Annotated in this window: 16 protein-coding genes and 1 riboswitch; of the genes, 6 read left to right on the top strand and 10 right to left on the bottom strand. The window is 69.1% G+C overall.

Annotated features, from left to right (window positions below; all coding sequences use genetic code 11):
- Nucleotides 1-9: 9 nt before the first annotated feature.
- The 3 genes from ACN0TP_RS02835 to thiO form a co-directional block, all read right to left on the bottom strand.
- Nucleotides 10-807: a thiazole synthase gene (locus ACN0TP_RS02835; RefSeq protein ID WP_417216322.1), complete on the bottom strand. Its 798-nt coding sequence runs from the start codon at nucleotides 805-807 to the stop codon at nucleotides 10-12.
- Complete coding sequence (thiS, locus tag ACN0TP_RS02830) at nucleotides 800-1,057, bottom strand: sulfur carrier protein ThiS (protein WP_417216319.1); 258 nt, start codon at nucleotides 1,055-1,057, stop codon at nucleotides 800-802. Before thiS ends, ACN0TP_RS02835 begins: the two co-directional genes overlap by 8 nt.
- A complete protein-coding gene (thiO, locus tag ACN0TP_RS02825) occupies nucleotides 1,054-2,235 on the bottom strand; it encodes a glycine oxidase ThiO (RefSeq protein WP_417216317.1) in 1,182 nt (393 codons plus the stop codon). The genes thiS and thiO overlap by 4 nt, the downstream gene beginning before the upstream one ends.
- Nucleotides 2,231-2,352, bottom strand: a riboswitch (TPP riboswitch). Its footprint overlaps the gene before it by 5 nt.
- Before the next feature lie 271 nt (nucleotides 2,353-2,623).
- Between thiO and ACN0TP_RS02820 the strand changes: the two genes are divergently transcribed.
- Complete coding sequence (locus ACN0TP_RS02820) at nucleotides 2,624-4,282, top strand: DEAD/DEAH box helicase (RefSeq protein WP_417216315.1); 1,659 nt, start codon at nucleotides 2,624-2,626, stop codon at nucleotides 4,280-4,282.
- Between the two features lie 106 nt (nucleotides 4,283-4,388).
- Nucleotides 4,389-5,216, top strand: a complete 828-nt coding sequence (locus tag ACN0TP_RS02815; protein WP_417216507.1) for a DNA-methyltransferase — start codon at nucleotides 4,389-4,391, stop codon at nucleotides 5,214-5,216.
- Between the two features lie 107 nt (nucleotides 5,217-5,323).
- Here the strand turns inward: ACN0TP_RS02815 and ACN0TP_RS02810 are convergent, their stop codons facing one another.
- From ACN0TP_RS02810 to ACN0TP_RS02800, 3 genes are all read right to left on the bottom strand, one after another.
- Nucleotides 5,324-5,455 (bottom strand): putative transporter small subunit, encoded by a 132-nt coding sequence (locus ACN0TP_RS02810; RefSeq protein ID WP_417216312.1) that lies wholly within the window; start codon nucleotides 5,453-5,455, stop codon nucleotides 5,324-5,326.
- Nucleotides 5,456-5,473: 18 nt separating this feature from the next.
- Nucleotides 5,474-7,153: a sodium:solute symporter family protein gene (locus ACN0TP_RS02805; protein WP_417216309.1), complete on the bottom strand. Its 1,680-nt coding sequence runs from the start codon at nucleotides 7,151-7,153 to the stop codon at nucleotides 5,474-5,476.
- A 376-nt stretch (nucleotides 7,154-7,529) separates the two neighbouring features.
- Nucleotides 7,530-8,387, bottom strand: a complete 858-nt coding sequence (locus ACN0TP_RS02800) for a PHP domain-containing protein (protein WP_417216307.1) — start codon at nucleotides 8,385-8,387, stop codon at nucleotides 7,530-7,532.
- Nucleotides 8,388-8,445: 58 nt separating this feature from the next.
- Here ACN0TP_RS02800 and ACN0TP_RS02795 point away from each other — a divergent pair, with 58 nt between their 5' ends.
- Nucleotides 8,446-10,008, top strand: a complete 1,563-nt coding sequence (locus ACN0TP_RS02795; RefSeq protein WP_417216304.1) for an aminopeptidase P family protein — start codon at nucleotides 8,446-8,448, stop codon at nucleotides 10,006-10,008.
- Between the two features lie 78 nt (nucleotides 10,009-10,086).
- Here the strand turns inward: ACN0TP_RS02795 and ACN0TP_RS02790 are convergent, their stop codons facing one another.
- Nucleotides 10,087-10,911, bottom strand: a complete 825-nt coding sequence (locus ACN0TP_RS02790) for a general stress protein (RefSeq protein ID WP_417216301.1) — start codon at nucleotides 10,909-10,911, stop codon at nucleotides 10,087-10,089.
- A gap of 127 nt (nucleotides 10,912-11,038) precedes the next feature.
- On the opposite strand from ACN0TP_RS02790, the gene ACN0TP_RS02785 reads away from it, so the two are divergent.
- Genes ACN0TP_RS02785 through ACN0TP_RS02775 form a run of 3 tightly spaced genes read left to right on the top strand, consistent with a single transcriptional unit; the run spans nucleotide 11,039 to nucleotide 14,085 of the window.
- The gene (locus ACN0TP_RS02785; RefSeq protein WP_417216298.1) at nucleotides 11,039-12,328 is read left to right on the top strand and encodes a magnesium transporter MgtE N-terminal domain-containing protein; all 1,290 of its coding nucleotides are present in this window, start codon (nucleotides 11,039-11,041) and stop codon (nucleotides 12,326-12,328) included.
- Entirely contained in the window at nucleotides 12,321-12,950 is a 630-nt protein-coding gene (locus tag ACN0TP_RS02780) for a DUF1003 domain-containing protein (RefSeq protein WP_417216295.1), read from the top strand. Before ACN0TP_RS02785 ends, ACN0TP_RS02780 begins: the two co-directional genes overlap by 8 nt.
- Nucleotide 12,951: 1 nt before the next feature.
- On the top strand, nucleotides 12,952-14,085 hold the full coding sequence (locus tag ACN0TP_RS02775) for an Mrp/NBP35 family ATP-binding protein (RefSeq protein ID WP_417216292.1): 1,134 nt from the start codon (nucleotides 12,952-12,954) through the stop codon (nucleotides 14,083-14,085).
- Between the two features lie 30 nt (nucleotides 14,086-14,115).
- Here the strand turns inward: ACN0TP_RS02775 and ACN0TP_RS02770 are convergent, their stop codons facing one another.
- From ACN0TP_RS02770 to sigE, 3 genes are all read right to left on the bottom strand, one after another.
- Nucleotides 14,116-14,508: a sec-independent translocase gene (locus ACN0TP_RS02770; RefSeq protein WP_417216289.1), complete on the bottom strand. Its 393-nt coding sequence runs from the start codon at nucleotides 14,506-14,508 to the stop codon at nucleotides 14,116-14,118.
- A 92-nt stretch (nucleotides 14,509-14,600) separates the two neighbouring features.
- Entirely contained in the window at nucleotides 14,601-15,554 is a 954-nt protein-coding gene (locus tag ACN0TP_RS02765) for a zf-HC2 domain-containing protein (protein WP_417216287.1), read from the bottom strand.
- The gene (gene sigE, locus ACN0TP_RS02760; protein ID WP_417216504.1) at nucleotides 15,554-16,171 is read right to left on the bottom strand and encodes an RNA polymerase sigma factor SigE; all 618 of its coding nucleotides are present in this window, start codon (nucleotides 16,169-16,171) and stop codon (nucleotides 15,554-15,556) included. Before sigE ends, ACN0TP_RS02765 begins: the two co-directional genes overlap by 1 nt.
- Between the last annotated feature and the right edge of the window lie 39 nt (nucleotides 16,172-16,210).

Raw genomic sequence — 16,210 nt, 5'->3', positions numbered from 1 at the left:
GCGGCCCGCTCAGGCGAGGGTGAATTCGGCGCGCCCCGTGGGGCTCGAGGACGCCCGGGCCATGGGCCGGCGCGGGATCCTCCCGCCACGATGGGCCAGGCGTCCGGCGCAGACGGCCAGGCGGAACGCCTCGGCCATCAGCGCCGGTTCCGCGGCGCGGGTCACCGCGGTGGCCAACAGGACGGCATCGCAACCCAACTCCATGGCCAGGGCGGCATCTGAGGCAGTCCCGATGCCGGCGTCGAGCACCACGGGGACGCTGAGCTTCGAGGCAATGTATTCGATGCTGTGGGGGTTCAGGATCCCCTGGCCGGTCCCGATCGGCGAGCCCAGCGGCATGACAGCTGTACAGCCCAGGCCCTCCAGCCGTTGCGCTGACACCGGATCGTCGTTCGTGTAGGCGAAGACCTTGAACCCCTCGGACACCAGTGTTTCGGTGGCCGCGAGCAATTCCGGGATGTCGGGCAGCAACGACTCGTCGTCGGCGATGACCTCGAGCTTGATCCAGTCGGTGCCCACCGCCTCACGGGCCAGCCGGGCCGTCATGACCGCTTCGTGCGCCGTGTGGCAGCCTGCGGTGTTCGGCAGCAGCCTGATGCCCAGGCGCTGAAGCAACGCGAAGATGGTTTCACCTCCCGGCGCCACGGCATGGCGTCTCATCGAGACGGTGGTGATCTCGGTCCCCGAGGCACGCAGCGCGTCCTCCAGGACATCGCGGCCGGGGGCTCCCCCGGTGCCGGTGATCAGGCGGGAGGCCAGCCGGATGCCGTCGATGACCAGGGCGTCGTCCCCCACCGGTTCAGCCACCCTGCACCGCCGAGAGCAGCTCGACGTGGTCCCCGGCCGCGAGGGGCGTACCCGCCCAGGCGGAGCGGGGGACGACTTCCCCGTTAACTGCCACTGCCACGCCCCGCGGGCACCCCGCAGTGGCGGCATCCCCGGCAGTACCGCCGGTAGCGGGGGTCCCGGTTTCACGCAGGACGAGCTGCAGCACGCTCATCGCGGTATGTGGTTGCGCCGTTCCGTTGAGGGTCAGCGTGGCGTCGGGGCTGTTCATGAGAATCTCCAGGGGTCGAAGGGGTCCAGGCCATGGGGGTCCAGGGCCGCCGGAGGCGGGTGCCGGGGTCGGCCCGTCGTCGCCGGGCCGACCAGTGCCGAGACGGCCGCCGCCGCGGCGACGCTGAGCAGCACGCCATGGCGGTGGAATCCGGTCGCCGCAATCAGCCCCGGTGCGATCCGCCCGAGCAGCGGCAGGTTGTCGGGGGTCCCGGGGCGGGCCCTGGCGGTGGCCTCGAGCAGTTCGAAGCGCCCGAGGGCGGGCATGACGCGCAGGGCATCACGCAGCAGGCGGTGGGCGCCCTCGACGCTGACCCCGTCCTGGAGGTCCTCGCGTTCGGTCGCCCCGACGACGACCTCCCCGTCGGAGCGCGGCAGGATGTAGACGCCCTGCCCATCGACCAGTGCCCGGACGGTGGGCCCGGCCGGCGGCCAGGACGCGGAGGTGGGACGCAGGCGCATCACGTCACCATGGATCGGGCGCACGGGACGCCGCCAGCGCTCCGGCAGGCCGCCGATCCCGAGTTCCGCGCTCCCGTACCCTGGTCTCCCGACACCGGTGGCCAGCACCACCTCATCGGCCCACACCCGGTTCTCCGGGCCACCTGTCCCCACCTGGACGCTCCATCCACCGCGACATGGCACGACGGCGGTGGCCCGCTGCCGCAGCACGCGCGCCCGGGGCTCGGCTTCCACGGCGCCGAGCAGGGCCCTTGCGGTGCGCCGCGGGTCCGCCTGTGCGTCGCCCGGTGCGCTGAAGGCTCCGGCCAGGCGGGGTGCCAGCAGTGGCTCGGCGGCGCGGGCGGCCGCCGTTCCCAGCTCCCCGATCCGCAGCCCGGCGGCACGTTGGGCTGCCGCCAGGTCGGCCAGTGCCTCCCGGTCGGCGGCATCGGCGGCCACCACCAGCGTCCCGGGCGAGGCGTATCCGGTACCGAGCCCGGTAGCGGCCTCCAGGTCGCGGGCCCACTGCGGCCACCCGGCAGCCGATGGAACGGACAGGGCCAGCAGGTCCGCTTCCTGGCGGTGGAATTCGGTCACTGCTGCGAGCATGCCCGCGGCGGCGTGGGTTGCCCCGCCGGCCGGCTCGGGGTCCACCAGGGTCACGGTGTGTCCGGAACGGGCCAGCTCCCAGCCGATGGACAGGCCGATGATCCCGGCTCCGATGATGGTGCACTGCATCCAGTGTTGCCTTCCCTCCGCCGGCATGATCCGGATCAGGTGTAGCGGTCGGCGCCGCGTCGCATCCTGTGCGACAGCGCCCTCTCAGCCCGTGTGCGGGCTCCCGTGGTCTGGATCCACCCTAGCCCACGCCGCGCGGGGGCCGCCGGCGGACGGGCCGCTGGGCCCCGGGGGGCTAGACTGGCAGGGTAGACAAGGATGCCCGGTCGTACCAGACGCATTTTCTTGGCAGGACTTCCCAGCGAACCTGCACCCTGTGCGCGATCATTCGCGCTCGTTAGCCCACGATCGGCTCCGCTGGACGTGCCGCTGCAGCGGTGGACTCCGCTCCCGGAGACGGGGGACGTTGAGCACACCGTGCCCCGGCGCCTAAACGAATGAGATTTCATTGAATACTGAGCAACAAATCACCGACGACACAGGGACCGAACAGCTCGAGGTCGACGGGACCCTGGCCACCGTGGAAGCACCCCACGAGATCCCCGAGCAGACCTTTGCCGACTTCGGCGTCCGCGCCGACATCGTGGAGTCCCTCGCCGGTGCAGGCATCATCCACCCCTTCCCGATCCAGGCGATGACCCTGCCCGTCGCCCTCGCCGGCCACGACATCATCGGCCAGGCCAAGACCGGCACCGGCAAGACCTTCGGCTTCGGCATCCCCGCCCTGCAGCGGGTCATCGGCCCCGATGACGCGGACTACGACAAGCTGCCCACCCCCGGTGCACCCCAGGCCCTCATTGTGGCGCCCACCCGTGAACTGGCCAACCAGGTCTCGGCCGACATCCAAAAGGCCTCCACCAAACGCAATGCCCGCATCGCCACCATCTATGGCGGCCGGGCCTACGAGCCGCAGATCGAACAGCTGGCCGCCGGAGTGGAAATCGTCGTCGGCACCCCCGGGCGCCTGATCGATCTCCACAAGCAGAAGCACCTGAACCTGAAGAACATCCGCATCGTCGTGCTCGACGAGGCCGACGAGATGCTCGATTTGGGATTCCTGCCGGACGTCGAGACCCTGCTGGCCGCCATTCCCGCGGTCCACCAGACCATGCTGTTCTCCGCCACCATGCCCGGGGCCGTGGTCTCCATGGCCCGGCGCTACATGTCCCACCCGACCCACATCCGGGCAGCGGATCCCGAGGACGAGGGCATCACCAAGAAGGACATCCGCCAGGTGGTCTACCGTGCCCACCAATTGGACAAGGACGAGGTCGTGGCACGGATCCTCCAGGCGGAGGGCCGCGGCCGCACCATCATCTTCACCAAGACCAAGCGCTCGGCGGCCAAGCTCAGCGAGGAACTGATCGACCGCGGTTTCGCCGCCGGTGCCATCCACGGCGACCTCGGCCAGGGCGCCCGGGAACAGGCGCTGCGTGCCTTCCGCAACGACAAGGTCGACGTGCTGGTCGCCACCGACGTGGCGGCCCGTGGCATCGACGTCGACGACGTGACGCACGTGATCAACCTGCAGTGCCCCGAGGACGAGAAGACCTACCTCCACCGGGTCGGCCGGACCGGCCGGGCGGGCAACAAGGGCACCGCGATCACGTTCGTGGACTGGTCCGATGTCCCGCGGTGGGGCCTGATCAACAAGGCCCTCGGTCTCGACCAGGCCGAGCCCGTCGAAACGTATTCCTCCTCGCCGCACCTGTTCTCGGACCTTGACATCCCGGTGGGCACGAAGGGGCGTTTGCCCCGGAACCAGCGCAAGCTGCAGGGGCTCTCGGGTGAGAAGCTCGAGGACCTGGGCGAAACCGGCAAACGGCACGGTGATCGTGACGGAGCCCGGGGCGCCGGTTCGCGCGGGGGCCGGGGTCCCGGCCGCGGCCGTGGATCGGAATCCGGTAGTGAGGGCGGCGGCCGCCGCGGCCACGGTCACGGCCGCTCGGACCGCCCCAACCGCGAGGTCACCGGCGAGGCCAAGAGCCAGCCGGCGGACGCGTCGACTGCGGATGCAGGCGACGAAGCGGCGCGCCCGGCACGCCGTCGTCGTTCGCGGACCCGCCGCCACCACGGCGAGGTCGTCAACCGGCCCGAGTCGGAGTAGGCCGTTGGGCGATGACACGCCCGGGCTCAAGGGGGACTCCGGGCAACCGTCCGGGGTCCCCCTTCCCGCCGGGGGCGGCCCTGCATGGTCCCCCGACGGGCCCGACCTGGTCGTCCATGCCGACAATTCAGGGTTCCTGCCGACGCTGCCCGATGGCGCGTTCACGCTCATCTACATCGACCCGCCCTTCAACACCGGGCGCACGCAGGCCCGCCAACGCACCACCATGGTCCGTGCCGTCGACGGAGCCGGGGATCGCGTGGGGTTCAAGGGGGCCAGCTACTCCACCATTCGCGGCACCCTGCACAGCTACGACGACGCGTTCGATGACTACTGGGCCTTCCTCGAGCCCCGCCTGCTCGAAGCCTGGCGCCTGCTGGCCGACGACGGCACGTTGTACCTGCACCTCGACTTCCGCGAGGTGCACTACGCCAAGGTGATGCTCGACGCCATCTTCGGTCGTGAGTGCTTCTTGAACGAGATCATCTGGGCCTACGACTACGGCGCCCGTGCCAAGCGCCGCTGGCCGGCCAAGCACGACAACATCCTGGTGTACGTGAAGAACCCGGCGGCCTACCACTTCAATTCCGAAGACGTCGACCGGGAACCCTATATGGCCCCGGGGCTGGTCACCGCCGAGAAGGCGGCACGGGGCAAGCTGCCCACCGATGTCTGGTGGCACACCATCGTCTCGCCCACCGGCAAGGAGAAGACCGGCTACCCCACGCAAAAACCCCTGGGCATCCTGCGACGGATCATCGCCGCCAGCAGCCGACCGGGCGATTGGGTGCTGGACTTCTTCGCCGGATCTGGCACCACCGGGGCAGCCGCCGCGGATCTGGGCCGCCGGTTCGTCTGCGTCGACGCGAACCCCCAGGCGATCGAGACCATGCGGGCGAGGATGCCGCAGGCCACGGTCTTCCGCCAGGGCTGACCGGCGATCCCACACCGGCCACCGCCCGCCGCCCACCATGCAGCAAGCCGCGCCCGGCGCACCGTGGGGTGCGTCGGGCGCGGCTTGCTGCGCGGGGAGGTGCCGGCTCAGACCATCTTGCGGTGTTCGCGGCGCGCCTCGAGCCACTCGCGCAGGAATGCGCGGGTGATGACGAAGAGCGTCCCGGCCACGACGAGTGGCCAGATCAGCACGTACAGGGTCAGGAAAATCGGTTCCATGTTCGTCTCCTTCGGGGGTTAGCGCTGCGTGGCAGCGGAGTCGGCAACTGCGGGATCCACGGGGTCGAAGTCGCCCACGGTGTCCTTGATGGTCGAGAAGTCGAAGTCCATCCTCGACCGCGCGGAGAGCGCGTAGCAGACCACGGTGGAGACCGCGTAGGCGACCAGGGAGCCGCTGAGGACCGCGTAGTCGTGCAGGTGGCCGAAGGCAAAGGGCGCGGCCACGACGGCCGAGACGATGCCCGCGATGCGCGCCACCCGGCCACCGAAGAAGCCGAAGCACATCAGGCCGATGACGACGCCGATGCCCACGATCGACATGACGTCGACTGCCAGGCCCCAGAGCCCATCCACGCCGATCCAGGAGAAGCGCACGGGGATGAAGACGGCCAGGGCGGTGATGACCGCCGCGACGAAGGCGCTGTTGGTGACTTTGGACCAGTAGAAGCTGGCGATCACCGGGAAGACGAGGCAACCCCAGAGTGCGCCGACGAAGACCAGCAGGTCCAGGATGTTCATCTGCCCGCTGGCGAAGTACAGCCCGGCACCGGTGGCCACGACCATTGTGATCCGGCCGACCAGCAGCATGGTCTTGGGGCTGGCCTTGCCGCGTTTGGCGACGTTCTGCCCGTAGATGTCGGCCATCATGATCGAGGACAACGCACACAGGTCAGCGTCAGCGGTGGAGGACAGCGCCCCGATGACCATGATGAGGAACAGGCACAGCAGCACCGGTCCCAGGTAGGTGGCGGCCATCTGCGGGATGAGGTTGTTCAGGTCCCCACCCGTGGGGCTGATGCCCAGGTAGAGGGCCATGACGCCGAGCATGCCGATGCCGATGATCGTGGCCCCGTAGCCGACCGTCGCGGTGACGAACGTCTTCTTGATCAGGTCCTCGCGCACCGCGAACAGGCGTTGGGCGATCGTCTGGTTGCCGATGGCGTAGGCCAGGACGGCGGCAATGTAGGGGGCTCCCTGGTTCATGAAGGCGTCGGAGGAGAAGAAGTTCCCCTGCTGCGCCGTCAGGTTCGGGGCACCCTGGACGAACATGTCGGGGCCGCCGGCGGCGAAGAAGACCACGGGGATGATGATCACGACGGCACCGAGCATGGCCAGCACCTGCGCGAAGTCGGTCATGACCGAGGCGCGGAACCCCGACCACAGGGCGTAGAGCAGGGTGCCGGCGGCGACGGCCAGGATGCCCTGCTGGAAGCTGAACGGTGAGAGCATCGCGATCAGCGCGCCACCGGCGATGAAGTTGCTGGTCACGCTGATCAGGCTGCCGACGACGTTGGAGCCGGCCAACATCAGCTGGCTGGCCCGCCCGTGGCGGGCGTACATGACCTCGGCGAGGGTGTGGGCGCGGGGTGCGACCTTGCGGATGCGCTTGCCGAACGGGTAGATGAACAGGATCATCAACGCGCCCCAGAGGCCGTAGTGGATGGGCCCGGAGATGCCGTAGGTGTAACCGGAGGTGGCCGAGGCATACATCGACGAGGCCCAGATCCAGGTGGCTGTCATGCTGGCCGCGGATATCCCGAAGCCGATCTTGTTGCCGGCCGTCATGTACCCGTCGGCGTTTTCCTTCTTCTTGCCAATCCCGAGGGTCATGATGAACGTACCCCCATAAAACAGCACCAGCACGGCGATGACCAACCATCCGCTCAACTGCTGGAGCTCCACACCGTTCGGTGCCATGATGCTCCTCTACTCACGGGGCAGGCCACCGGATGCCTCCCTTTGCCGCAGCGCGCCGGCCCGTCAGCTTCGGGCTCCATTACCTGGCCGCCGCGAAGCGGGCTTGGTCCGGTGTGGACGCATTCAGGGCGCGCATCCCATCCGGCACGCGCATCGAACCAGCTGGTCCGCATTCGGCGCAGTGCACGTGGCTACCCGGCTCTCGGGTCCTGGCCACGCCTACGGCAGGGGCCGCCGAGCGGCCCGCTGTGGGATCGGGGGTCGACGAGACGCTCGGATCAACGCTCGACAAGTTGCCTCGGGCAACCCCCTACAAAAGTTGAGCCTACCACCACGTCACTTCACGGCCGGCATGCCCGGCGCACCATGAAGCCGCCTAGACGTGCGTGAACCCCACCGGGGCGCTGCCCGTCCCCGCTTCCAGGACACGCCCGAGCATGGCGGGTTCGGTGGTGTTCTCGCCGAGCCGGTTCGGCTTTCCCCGCCCGTGGTAGTCGCTGGAGCCGGTGACGATCAGCCCATGCCGGTCGGCCAGCCGGTGGAGGAAGCCGCGTCCCTCGGGCGAATTGTCACGGTGGTCGATTTCCAGGCCCAGCAGGCCGGCGTCGATCATCTCCTCGAACACCGCAGGTGCCACCACCCGTCCGCGCAGCTCGGCCATGGGGTGGGCGAACACCGGGACCCCACCGGCCGCGCGGACCAGCTCCACGGCCCGGACGGGGTCAACGGCGTAGTGGCCCACGTAGTACCGCGAATGGGACGTCAGGACGGTGGCAAACGCCTCGCTGCGATCGGAGACGACACCCGCGGCGACCAGGGCATCGGCGATATGCGGTCGCCCCAGCGTCGCCCCGGGCGTTGACTGCTCGGCCACCAGGTCCCAGGTGATCGGGTAGTCCTCCGCAATGAGCTCGACCATGTGCCGGGCCCTGTCGATCCGTGCCCCGCGCGCCTTGTTGATCTCCTCGAGCAGATCGGGGTCGGCCGGGTCATGCAGGTAGCTGAGCAGGTGCACGCTCGTGCCCTGGGCCGCCTTGCAGGAGATCTCCATGCCGGGAACCAGCCCGATCCCCAGTTCGAGGGCGGCCTCCCCCGCTTCCGCCCAGCCGGAGGTCTGGTCGTGGTCCGTCAGCGCAACGACGTCGAGTCCTGCAGCCGCGGCGGCGGCCACCAGCTGGGCCGGGGTTTCGGTCCCGTCGGAAATATTCGAATGCGCATGCAGGTCGATCAGCATCCAGCCAGCATACCGGCGCCTTGGTGTATCGCCCCGGCTTTGAGACGATGGGACGGTGATGACTGATGCGAACAATACCCCCGGTAGCGATCAACCCCTCGAGGAGCGTGTGAACAACCGTTCGCAGCGTCCCTCCTCGCAGGCCTTCAAGGACTTCATGGCCTCCCAGTGGGCCCCGTCCACCCAAGCGACCTCCCCCGGCCCGGATGCCGTGGCACCCTATGCAGCGGCCCGCCGCCATGCCCTGTCCAGCCGGTTCCCGGGTGAACGCCTGGTCATTCCCGCAGGACCGCTGAAGGTCCGCTCCAATGACACGGACTACCGTTTCCGCCCGCATTCGGGTTTTGCCCACATGACAGGGCTCGGTGTCGACCACGAGCCCGACGCCGTGCTGGTCCTCGAGCCCACCGATCAGGGGGCAGGGGACGACGGCGGCAACCACCACGCCACCCTGTACTTCCGGCCGATGGCCGGCCGGGACTCGGAGGAGTTCTACTCGGACGCCCGCTCGGGCGAATTCTGGATCGGCACGCGCCCGACGCTTGACGACCTGGCTTCGCGCCTGCAGCTGCCCACGGCACACATGGACGTCGAACTCGAGGACGCCATCACCCGCGATGCCGGGGCCGCGGAATTCGGCGGACTGCGGATCCGCCTGCTGCGCGACGTCGACCTGAACTGCGATGCCCTGGTGGACACCTCGCGCATCAACACCGGGGTCGACCTGGAGGCCTCCGATCATCTCGACGCCGAACTGGCCGAGGCGCTCTCGGAGCTGCGCCTGGTCAAGGATGACTGGGAAATCGAGCAGATGCGCACCGCCGTCGAGGCCACAGTCAACGGCTTCCATGACGTCGTGGAGGAGCTGCCGCGGGCCATCGAGCACAAGCGCGGCGAGCGGGTCGTGGAGGGCGCGTTCTTCGCCCGGGCCCGCGAAGAGGGCAATGACCTGGGCTATGACACCATCGCCGCGTCCGGTAACAACGCCACGGTGCTGCACTGGATCCGCAACACCGGACAGGTCAACACCGGGGACCTGTTGCTGGTCGACGCCGGCGTCGAGGCCGACTCCCTCTACACCGCAGACATCACCCGCACCCTGCCGGTGAACGGCAGGTACTCCGACGTCCAGCGCAAGATCTACCAGGCCGTCCTGGATGCCGCCGATGCCGCCTTCGAGGTGGCACGCCCCGGACGCAGGTTCCGTGAACTGCATGAGGCGGCGCTGAAGGTCCTGGCCGAACGGCTCGACGACTGGGGCCTGCTCCCGGTCCCGCTGGAGGAGGCGCTGTCCGCCGATGGCCAGCACCACCGCCGGTGGATGCCGCACGGGACCAGCCACCACCTCGGCCTGGACGTCCACGATTGCGCGCAAGCCAAACGCGATCTGTACCTGGACGCCGTGCTGGAACCGGGAATGGTCTTCACGATCGAGCCCGGGCTCTACTTCAAGTCGGAGGACCTGTCAGTGCCGGAGGAGTACCGCGGCATCGGCGTCCGCTTGGAAGACGACGTGCTGGTGACAGCCGACGGCTGCGAGAACCTCAGCGCGGCCTTGCCGCGGACACCCGAGGACGTCGAGTCGTGGATGGCGGGCATCTATGCACCGACGGGCGAATAGCCCCCGGCGTACAGCGCAAACGCCAGCGGCCGGCCGTTCCCCCACGGGGATCGGCCGCCCGCTGGCGTTGGGCCCGGATCAGGCGTTCGGTGCGTCGCGATCGCGCGGTGCGTCCGCATCCTGTCCCCCATCGTTTTGCCCCGGCGCCTGCTCGGGGGCCGGAACGGTGGGGTGCTGTTCGGGGGCGACCCGGATGCCGTATTGCGGGCGGCCATCGGGCAGGTCGGAGTAGGCAGGTGCCGCCGCCGGTGCCGCCGGCTGCCCGTCCGGCTTCCCCGCGCCATCGGCCGGTGCGCCGTGTCCTTCGGGTGCCTTCGTGGTGTCCTGTCCGCCGGCCGACGTCCCGCCCTGGGACCCGGCCCCGGGCTGGCGCGGTGGCGCCCAGGCGGGGTTGACTTGTTGGGTGCCGACCCGGCTCATCGGCAGCTTGGACGCCAGTTGGCGGGCGGCGGCTGCGTGCTCGAAGGCGACCACCACGTCGTAGTTGGTGGCCATGACCTGGCTGGAGGAGGAGAAGTCGCGCTTACCCTTGCGGAACGAATAGCTCACCACGCCCACGATCATCCAGATGGCGATGCCCAGGCCGACGGAGGAGAGGATCTGCGTCACTCCCCCGTTGGGGCCGAAGATGCTCAGGATCAGCCCCACGAAGATGCCGAACATGGCGCCCTGCGCGGCGCCGGCCAGCGCGACCTTCGGATAGCTCAGCTTGGCGGTGACGCGCTCGACGGTCTTGAGGTCATTGCCGATGATGCTCACTCCGGCCACCGGGAAGTCGTGGTCGGCCAGGTAGTCGACGACCTTCTGGGCGTCCAGGTAGGAATCATAACGACCCAGGATCTCGCCACGGGGCAGCGCGAGGCGGGCGGAAGCGTTCGGGGTGGCGCCGATTGGAGAGCTCATGGCACCATTCTGCCTTGTCGAGGCCCCACCGGTGGTGCATATCGCTGCGGGTGAACCGCGCCACCACGCCCCTTGCCGCCCCCGCGTCGGCCCGTCCACGGGGGCCCGTAGGCAGTAGCCTAGGAGGGTGAGCAGCTCATCCAACAAGGTATTCATTGCCCGCCTGCTCGGCCTCGATGTCTTCGACCCCCTCGGCGACCGTCTGGGCCGGCTGCGGGATGTCGTCGTGTTCGACCGCGGACCGCAGAAACAGGCACTGGGCGTCGGCCTGGTCGTCGAGGTGCCCGGGAAGAAACGCGTGTTCGTTCCCATGACGCGCGTCCAGGCCATGGAGTCCAGCCAGATCATCTGCTCCGGCCTGGTGAACCTGCGCCGTTTCCAGCAACGCGGCGCCGAGACGCTGGTCGTGGCCGAGCTCTTCGACCGTGCCGTGGCGTTCACCGACGGTTCCGGCTCCGGGGTCGTGGAGGACATCGGCCTGCAGCAGCTGCGCAATGGCGACTGGGCCCTGTCGGACTACTACATCCGCCGTGGCGAACCCGCCGGCGGGTTCCGGGCGCTGCGCCGGCTGGCCCGCGGGCACCGGGTGCTGGTCGCCTGGGACGAGATCCAGCACGGCAACCGCGACGCCCCGCAGGCAGCCACCCAGTTCGTCGCGGCCCACGATGAACTCAAGCCGGCCGACTTCGCCGAGGCGCTGCATGAGATGAGCGACAAGCGCCGCGTCGAGGTCGCCACCGAACTGCAGGATGACCGGCTGGCCGACGTGCTCCAGGAACTGCCCGACGACGAACAGGTGCAGATCCTCTCGTCCCTGGACATGGAACGCGCCGCCGTCGTGCTGGAGGAGATGGACCCCGACGACGCGGCCGACCTGCTCAACGAGCTCGACGAGGGCCAGCAGGAGGCCCTGTTGCAGCTCATGGAACCCGAGGAAGCCAAGGACGTCCGCCGCCTGCTCGAATACGAGGAGAACACGGCGGGTTCGATGATGACCCCGGTGCCGATCGTCCTGGCCCCCGAGACAACTGTGGCCGAGGCGCTGGCCAATGTCCGCCAGGAGGAGATCAGCCCCGCACTGGCCTCCAGCGTGTACGTGTGCCGGCCGCCGCTGGAAACGCCGACCGGGAAGTACCTGGGCATGGTCCACATCCAGGCGCTGCTGCGCTATCCGCCGCCCGAACAGGTCGGCAACATCCTGGATACCGATCTGGAACCGGTGCTCGACGTGGCCGATATTTCCGAGGTCTCGCGCATGCTGGCCGCCTACAACCTGACCTCGTTGCCGGTGGTGAACCGCGACGGCCGGCTGGTCGGGGCGGTCACCGTCGATGACGTCCTGGACCACATCCTGCCCGAGGACTGGCGAACACACGACGACGAGACGGAAGTGAAGGGGGCTACGAGCCATGGCTGAGCAGAAGAACACGGGATCCGGCCTGGACACCCCGCTGGGCGCCCGCGCCCGGTTGTGGCCGCGGGTCTCCCCCAACCCCGACGCCTTCGGCAAGGCCACCGAGGGCTTCGCCCGTTTCATGGGCACCCCGGCGTTCCTGGTCTACATGTCGGTCTTCTGCGTGTTCTGGCTGGCCTGGAACACGTGGGGGCCGCAATCGCTGCGGTTCGACTCCGCCGCCTTGGGGTTCACCGCGCTGACGCTGATGCTCTCGCTGCAGGCCTCCTACGCGGCGCCGCTGCTGCTGCTGGCCCAGAACCGCCAGGACGACCGGGACAAGGTCTCCCTGACGGAGGACCGCAACCGGGCCGAGCGGAACCTGTACGACACCGAATACCTCACCCGCGAACTGGCCGCCCTGCGCATCGTCCTGCGCGATGTCGCCACCCGCGACTATGTGCGCAGCGAACTGCGCTCGGCGCTGGAGGAGCTCGTGGAATCGAACGACGGCGAGGACATCAGGCTGCGTGGCAAGGCACCCAAGCGCCGGGAAAAGGTCTCCGACGCCACCACCACCCTGCCGCGCGTGCAGCAGGAGCGCCGGCGCCCGGCCGGTGACGGCACCGAAGGGGGCAACGAGTAGCTTGGCCCCCAGCAGTACCCACGGATCCCTCGACGCCGCAGTCCACGACGCGCTGTCCTCCGTGCAGGATCCCGAACTCCGCCGTCCCATCACCGAACTCGGCATGGTCGACGACGTCCACGTCACCGCCGACGGCACGGCCCACGTGCGCGTGCTGCTCACCATTTCCGGGTGCCCGCTGCGCAGCACGATCGAGGCGGACACCGCGGCCGCCGTCGGCGCGATCGACGGCATCACCGCGGTCCAGGTGGAACTGGGCGTGATGACGCCGCAGCAGCGCGCCACCTTGAAGGAGGGGCTCAAGCGCACCACCATCCCCTTCACCGAGCCGGGTTCGTTGACCCGCGTCATCGCCGTCGCCAGCGGCAAGGGCGGCGTGGGCAAGTCGAGCCTGACGGTCAACCTGGCCTGCGCCATGGCAGCCGACGGCTTGCGGGTGGGCATCATCGACGCCGATGTCCACGGGTTCTCCGTCCCGGGGCTGATGGGCATCACCCAGGCACCGACCCGGGTGGATGAGATGATCCTTCCCCCGGTCGCCCACGGCGTGAAGGTCATCTCCATCGGCATGTTCGTCGAGGGGAACCAACCGGTGATCTGGCGCGGGCCGATGCTGCACCGCGCACTGGAGCAGTTCCTCACCGACGTGCACTTCGGGGACCTGGACGTCCTGCTGTTGGATCTTCCCCCCGGGACCGGGGATGTGGCGATCTCCGTCGGACAGCTCCTGCCGGGTTCCTCGATCCTGGTGGCGACCACCCCGCAGGCCTCGGCCGCGGCGATCGCCGAACGGGCCGGGGCGCTGGCGTCACAGACCGGTCAGCAGGTCATCGGCGTGGTGGAGAACATGTCCTGGCTTGAACTGCCCGACGGCGGGCGGATGTACCCGTTTGGTTCCGGCGGTGGGGCACTGCTCGCGGAGCGCCTGGCCACGTCGCTGGACACCGAGGTCCCGCTGTTGGGCGAGGTGCCCCTGGACCCTGTGTTGCGGGAATCGGCCGATGCCGGAACACCAGTGGTCGTGGCCGCACCCGAGACAGCCTCCGCCCGGCAGATCACTGCCATTGCGCGGGCCCTGTCGCACCGTCCACGTGGCCTGGCCGGGCTGAACCTGGGCGTGACACCAACCCGTTGACCCCGCGCCGGGGCACTGGGATCCGACGGATCAGGTGGCCTCGAGGTCGAACGGGGCGCGTTCGTTGGACTGCAGTGCCGCCCCACCGGAACGCACCGGTGCCGGTGAGGGCAGGGCCCGGGGCTGCCCGGTGGTCCGCTGCCCGGCGCCGGACGTGACGTCGTCGTCGTCGTCCTCCAGCAGGGCATCCTTGATGATCTTGCGGGGGTCGTACTGACGCGGGTCCAGTTTGCGCCAGTCCATGTCGGCGATCTCGTCGCCGACTTCTTCGCGCAATTGTTCCTTGGCGCCGGTGGCCATGCGGCGTACTTCCTTCACCAGGCGCGCCAATTGCTGCGCATAGACCGGGAGCTTGTCCGGGCCCAGCACGAAGACAGCCAACACCAGGAGAATCAGGAACTCGCCACCGTTAATACCGAACACGCTTAGAGATTACCTGTTCTGCGGGGCTCTCCCGAACCGCGTCGGCCGGCTCCGCCCTGGCCGTGTCGCCTCATCCGGGGCTGGTGGCGCATCTAGTGGTCCGTATCCAGGACCAGCAGCCGGGACATGCCGCGGCCCAGCCGGTTCATCAACCCGCCACTGCTGCCCGATTGCGGGGCGAGCCGGGCGTGTTCGGTGGCAACGACACGGTTGAGCACGGCGTTCGTGGTGTCGGTGTGCATCGAGGTGCGCAGGGAGTAGGTGGCCGTCTGCATGTCCAGCTGGGTTCCGTCCTCGAGCGGGGCGATGCCCACGGTTTCCCCGTCGATGTCCCGCAGGTGGGGCTTCGAGGTGCCCACGACGTGCGTGGCCGTCTGCTGCACATCGCCCACGGAGCGTGACAGGGGCGCACGCAACAACGCCACACCGGGGGTTCTCGTCTCGGTCAGGGACAGCTGGCCCTTTGGTCCGGAGTACTCCAGCGTGACGCGGTCGGCGCCGTGGGACCGGCTTCCCGTGGCGCGGACCAGTTCCAGTCCCGTCGCTCGCAGGGTGGGGCAGTTCCAGCCGGCGGCGCGCAGGGCGTCGAGGTCCGCCGCGGTGAGTTCGGTGGCCGATTCGGACCAGGACTCCGCCAGCGGCCCGTTCTCGGTCCCCGTCCCGGAGACGGAGCCTCCCAGCATCCAGGCGGCGCAGAGCACCGCGGCGAGCATGGCGACGACTGCCGCCGATGCCAGCGTCGGTGCCAGGTTGCGCAGCCGCGAGGCATGCCCCTGGTCGTCCAGGGCCGCCGTGGCGAACACGGTCGGTGAAGAGGGGGCCCAGGGGCTCTCGCGGAGCCGGCCGAGCAGGGCGTCATCGGGTAGGTCCCCGTCCTGCGCCGACGCGTTGAAGGACCGCAGCCGCTGCTTCAGGCGCCGCCGGTCCTCCAGCCTCAGCCGGCAGTCGGCGCAGTCGCCGACGTGGCGTTCCAGCGCCCTGCTGTGTCGGGCGTCCAGCTCCCCGTCGAGGTAGTCCTCGATCCGCCGCGCATGTCGGTGGAACATCAGCCCACCTCGGAAACCGCGGGTCCCACCTTGGATCGGTTGCGGTTGGCTGCTGGTTGCGGTGCACGGTGGGAGAGCTTGACGCGCAGCTGCGCGCGGCCCCGGTGGATCCTGGAACGGACGGTGCCGAGCTTGACGCCCAGCGTCTCGGCGACCTCCTCGTAGGAGAGCCCTTCCAGGTCACATAGCACGACGGCGGCACGGAACTCCGGGGCCAGCTCGTCCAGGGCACTCTGGATGTCGATGTCCAGGTTGTTGAATTCGAAGGTGCGTTCCGGCCCCGGGTCCTTGCCGGGCAGGCGCGTTTCGGCGTCCTCGGCGAAGGCATCGAAGCGGATCCGGTTCCGGCGCCGGGCCTGGTCGAGGAAGAGGTTGGTGGTGATGCGGTGCAGCCAGCCGTCGATGGTGCCCGGGGTGAAGTTGTGCAGGGAACGGAACACGCGGACGAAGGTTTCCTGGGTCAGGTCCTCGGCGTCGAAGCGGTTCCCGGTCAGGCGGTAGGCCAGCCGGAAGACCTTCGCTGAATGGTTTTTCACGATCTCGTCCCAGGAGGGCACGACGGCGTCTTGCCCGGCGCTCTCGACAGAGTCACCGACTTCGGGGTTCCGTTTGACAATCACGTTGTCGATTCTTCCCGATCATCCTGTGAAGATGCT

Source organism: Arthrobacter sp. (assembly GCF_048266065.1).
Lineage (GTDB): Bacteria > Actinomycetota > Actinomycetes > Actinomycetales > Micrococcaceae > Arthrobacter_H.
Note: the sequence above shows the minus strand (reverse complement) of the source record. Positions and strands in the feature narration are given on the sequence as shown.

What these genes read in the sequence shown, in the direction of transcription:
- ACN0TP_RS02810 (WP_417216312.1), bottom strand. Translation starts at nt 5,455, where the DNA reads ATGGAACCGATTTTCCTGACCCTGTACGTGCTGATCTGGCCACTCGTC.
- ACN0TP_RS02790 (WP_417216301.1), bottom strand. Translation starts at nt 10,911, where the DNA reads ATGAGCTCTCCAATCGGCGCCACCCCGAACGCTTCCGCCCGCCTCGCG.
- ACN0TP_RS02765 (WP_417216287.1), bottom strand. Translation starts at nt 15,554, where the DNA reads ATGTTCCACCGACATGCGCGGCGGATCGAGGACTACCTCGACGGGGAG.
- ACN0TP_RS02800 (WP_417216307.1), bottom strand. Translation starts at nt 8,387, where the DNA reads ATGCTGATCGACCTGCATGCGCATTCGAATATTTCCGACGGGACCGAA.
- ACN0TP_RS02795 (WP_417216304.1), top strand. Translation starts at nt 8,446, where the DNA reads ATGACTGATGCGAACAATACCCCCGGTAGCGATCAACCCCTCGAGGAG.
- ACN0TP_RS02805 (WP_417216309.1), bottom strand. Translation starts at nt 7,153, where the DNA reads ATGGCACCGAACGGTGTGGAGCTCCAGCAGTTGAGCGGATGGTTGGTC.
- thiS (WP_417216319.1), bottom strand. Translation starts at nt 1,057, where the DNA reads ATGAACAGCCCCGACGCCACGCTGACCCTCAACGGAACGGCGCAACCA.
- ACN0TP_RS02780 (WP_417216295.1), top strand. Translation starts at nt 12,321, where the DNA reads ATGGCTGAGCAGAAGAACACGGGATCCGGCCTGGACACCCCGCTGGGC.
- thiO (WP_417216317.1), bottom strand. Translation starts at nt 2,235, where the DNA reads ATGCAGTGCACCATCATCGGAGCCGGGATCATCGGCCTGTCCATCGGC.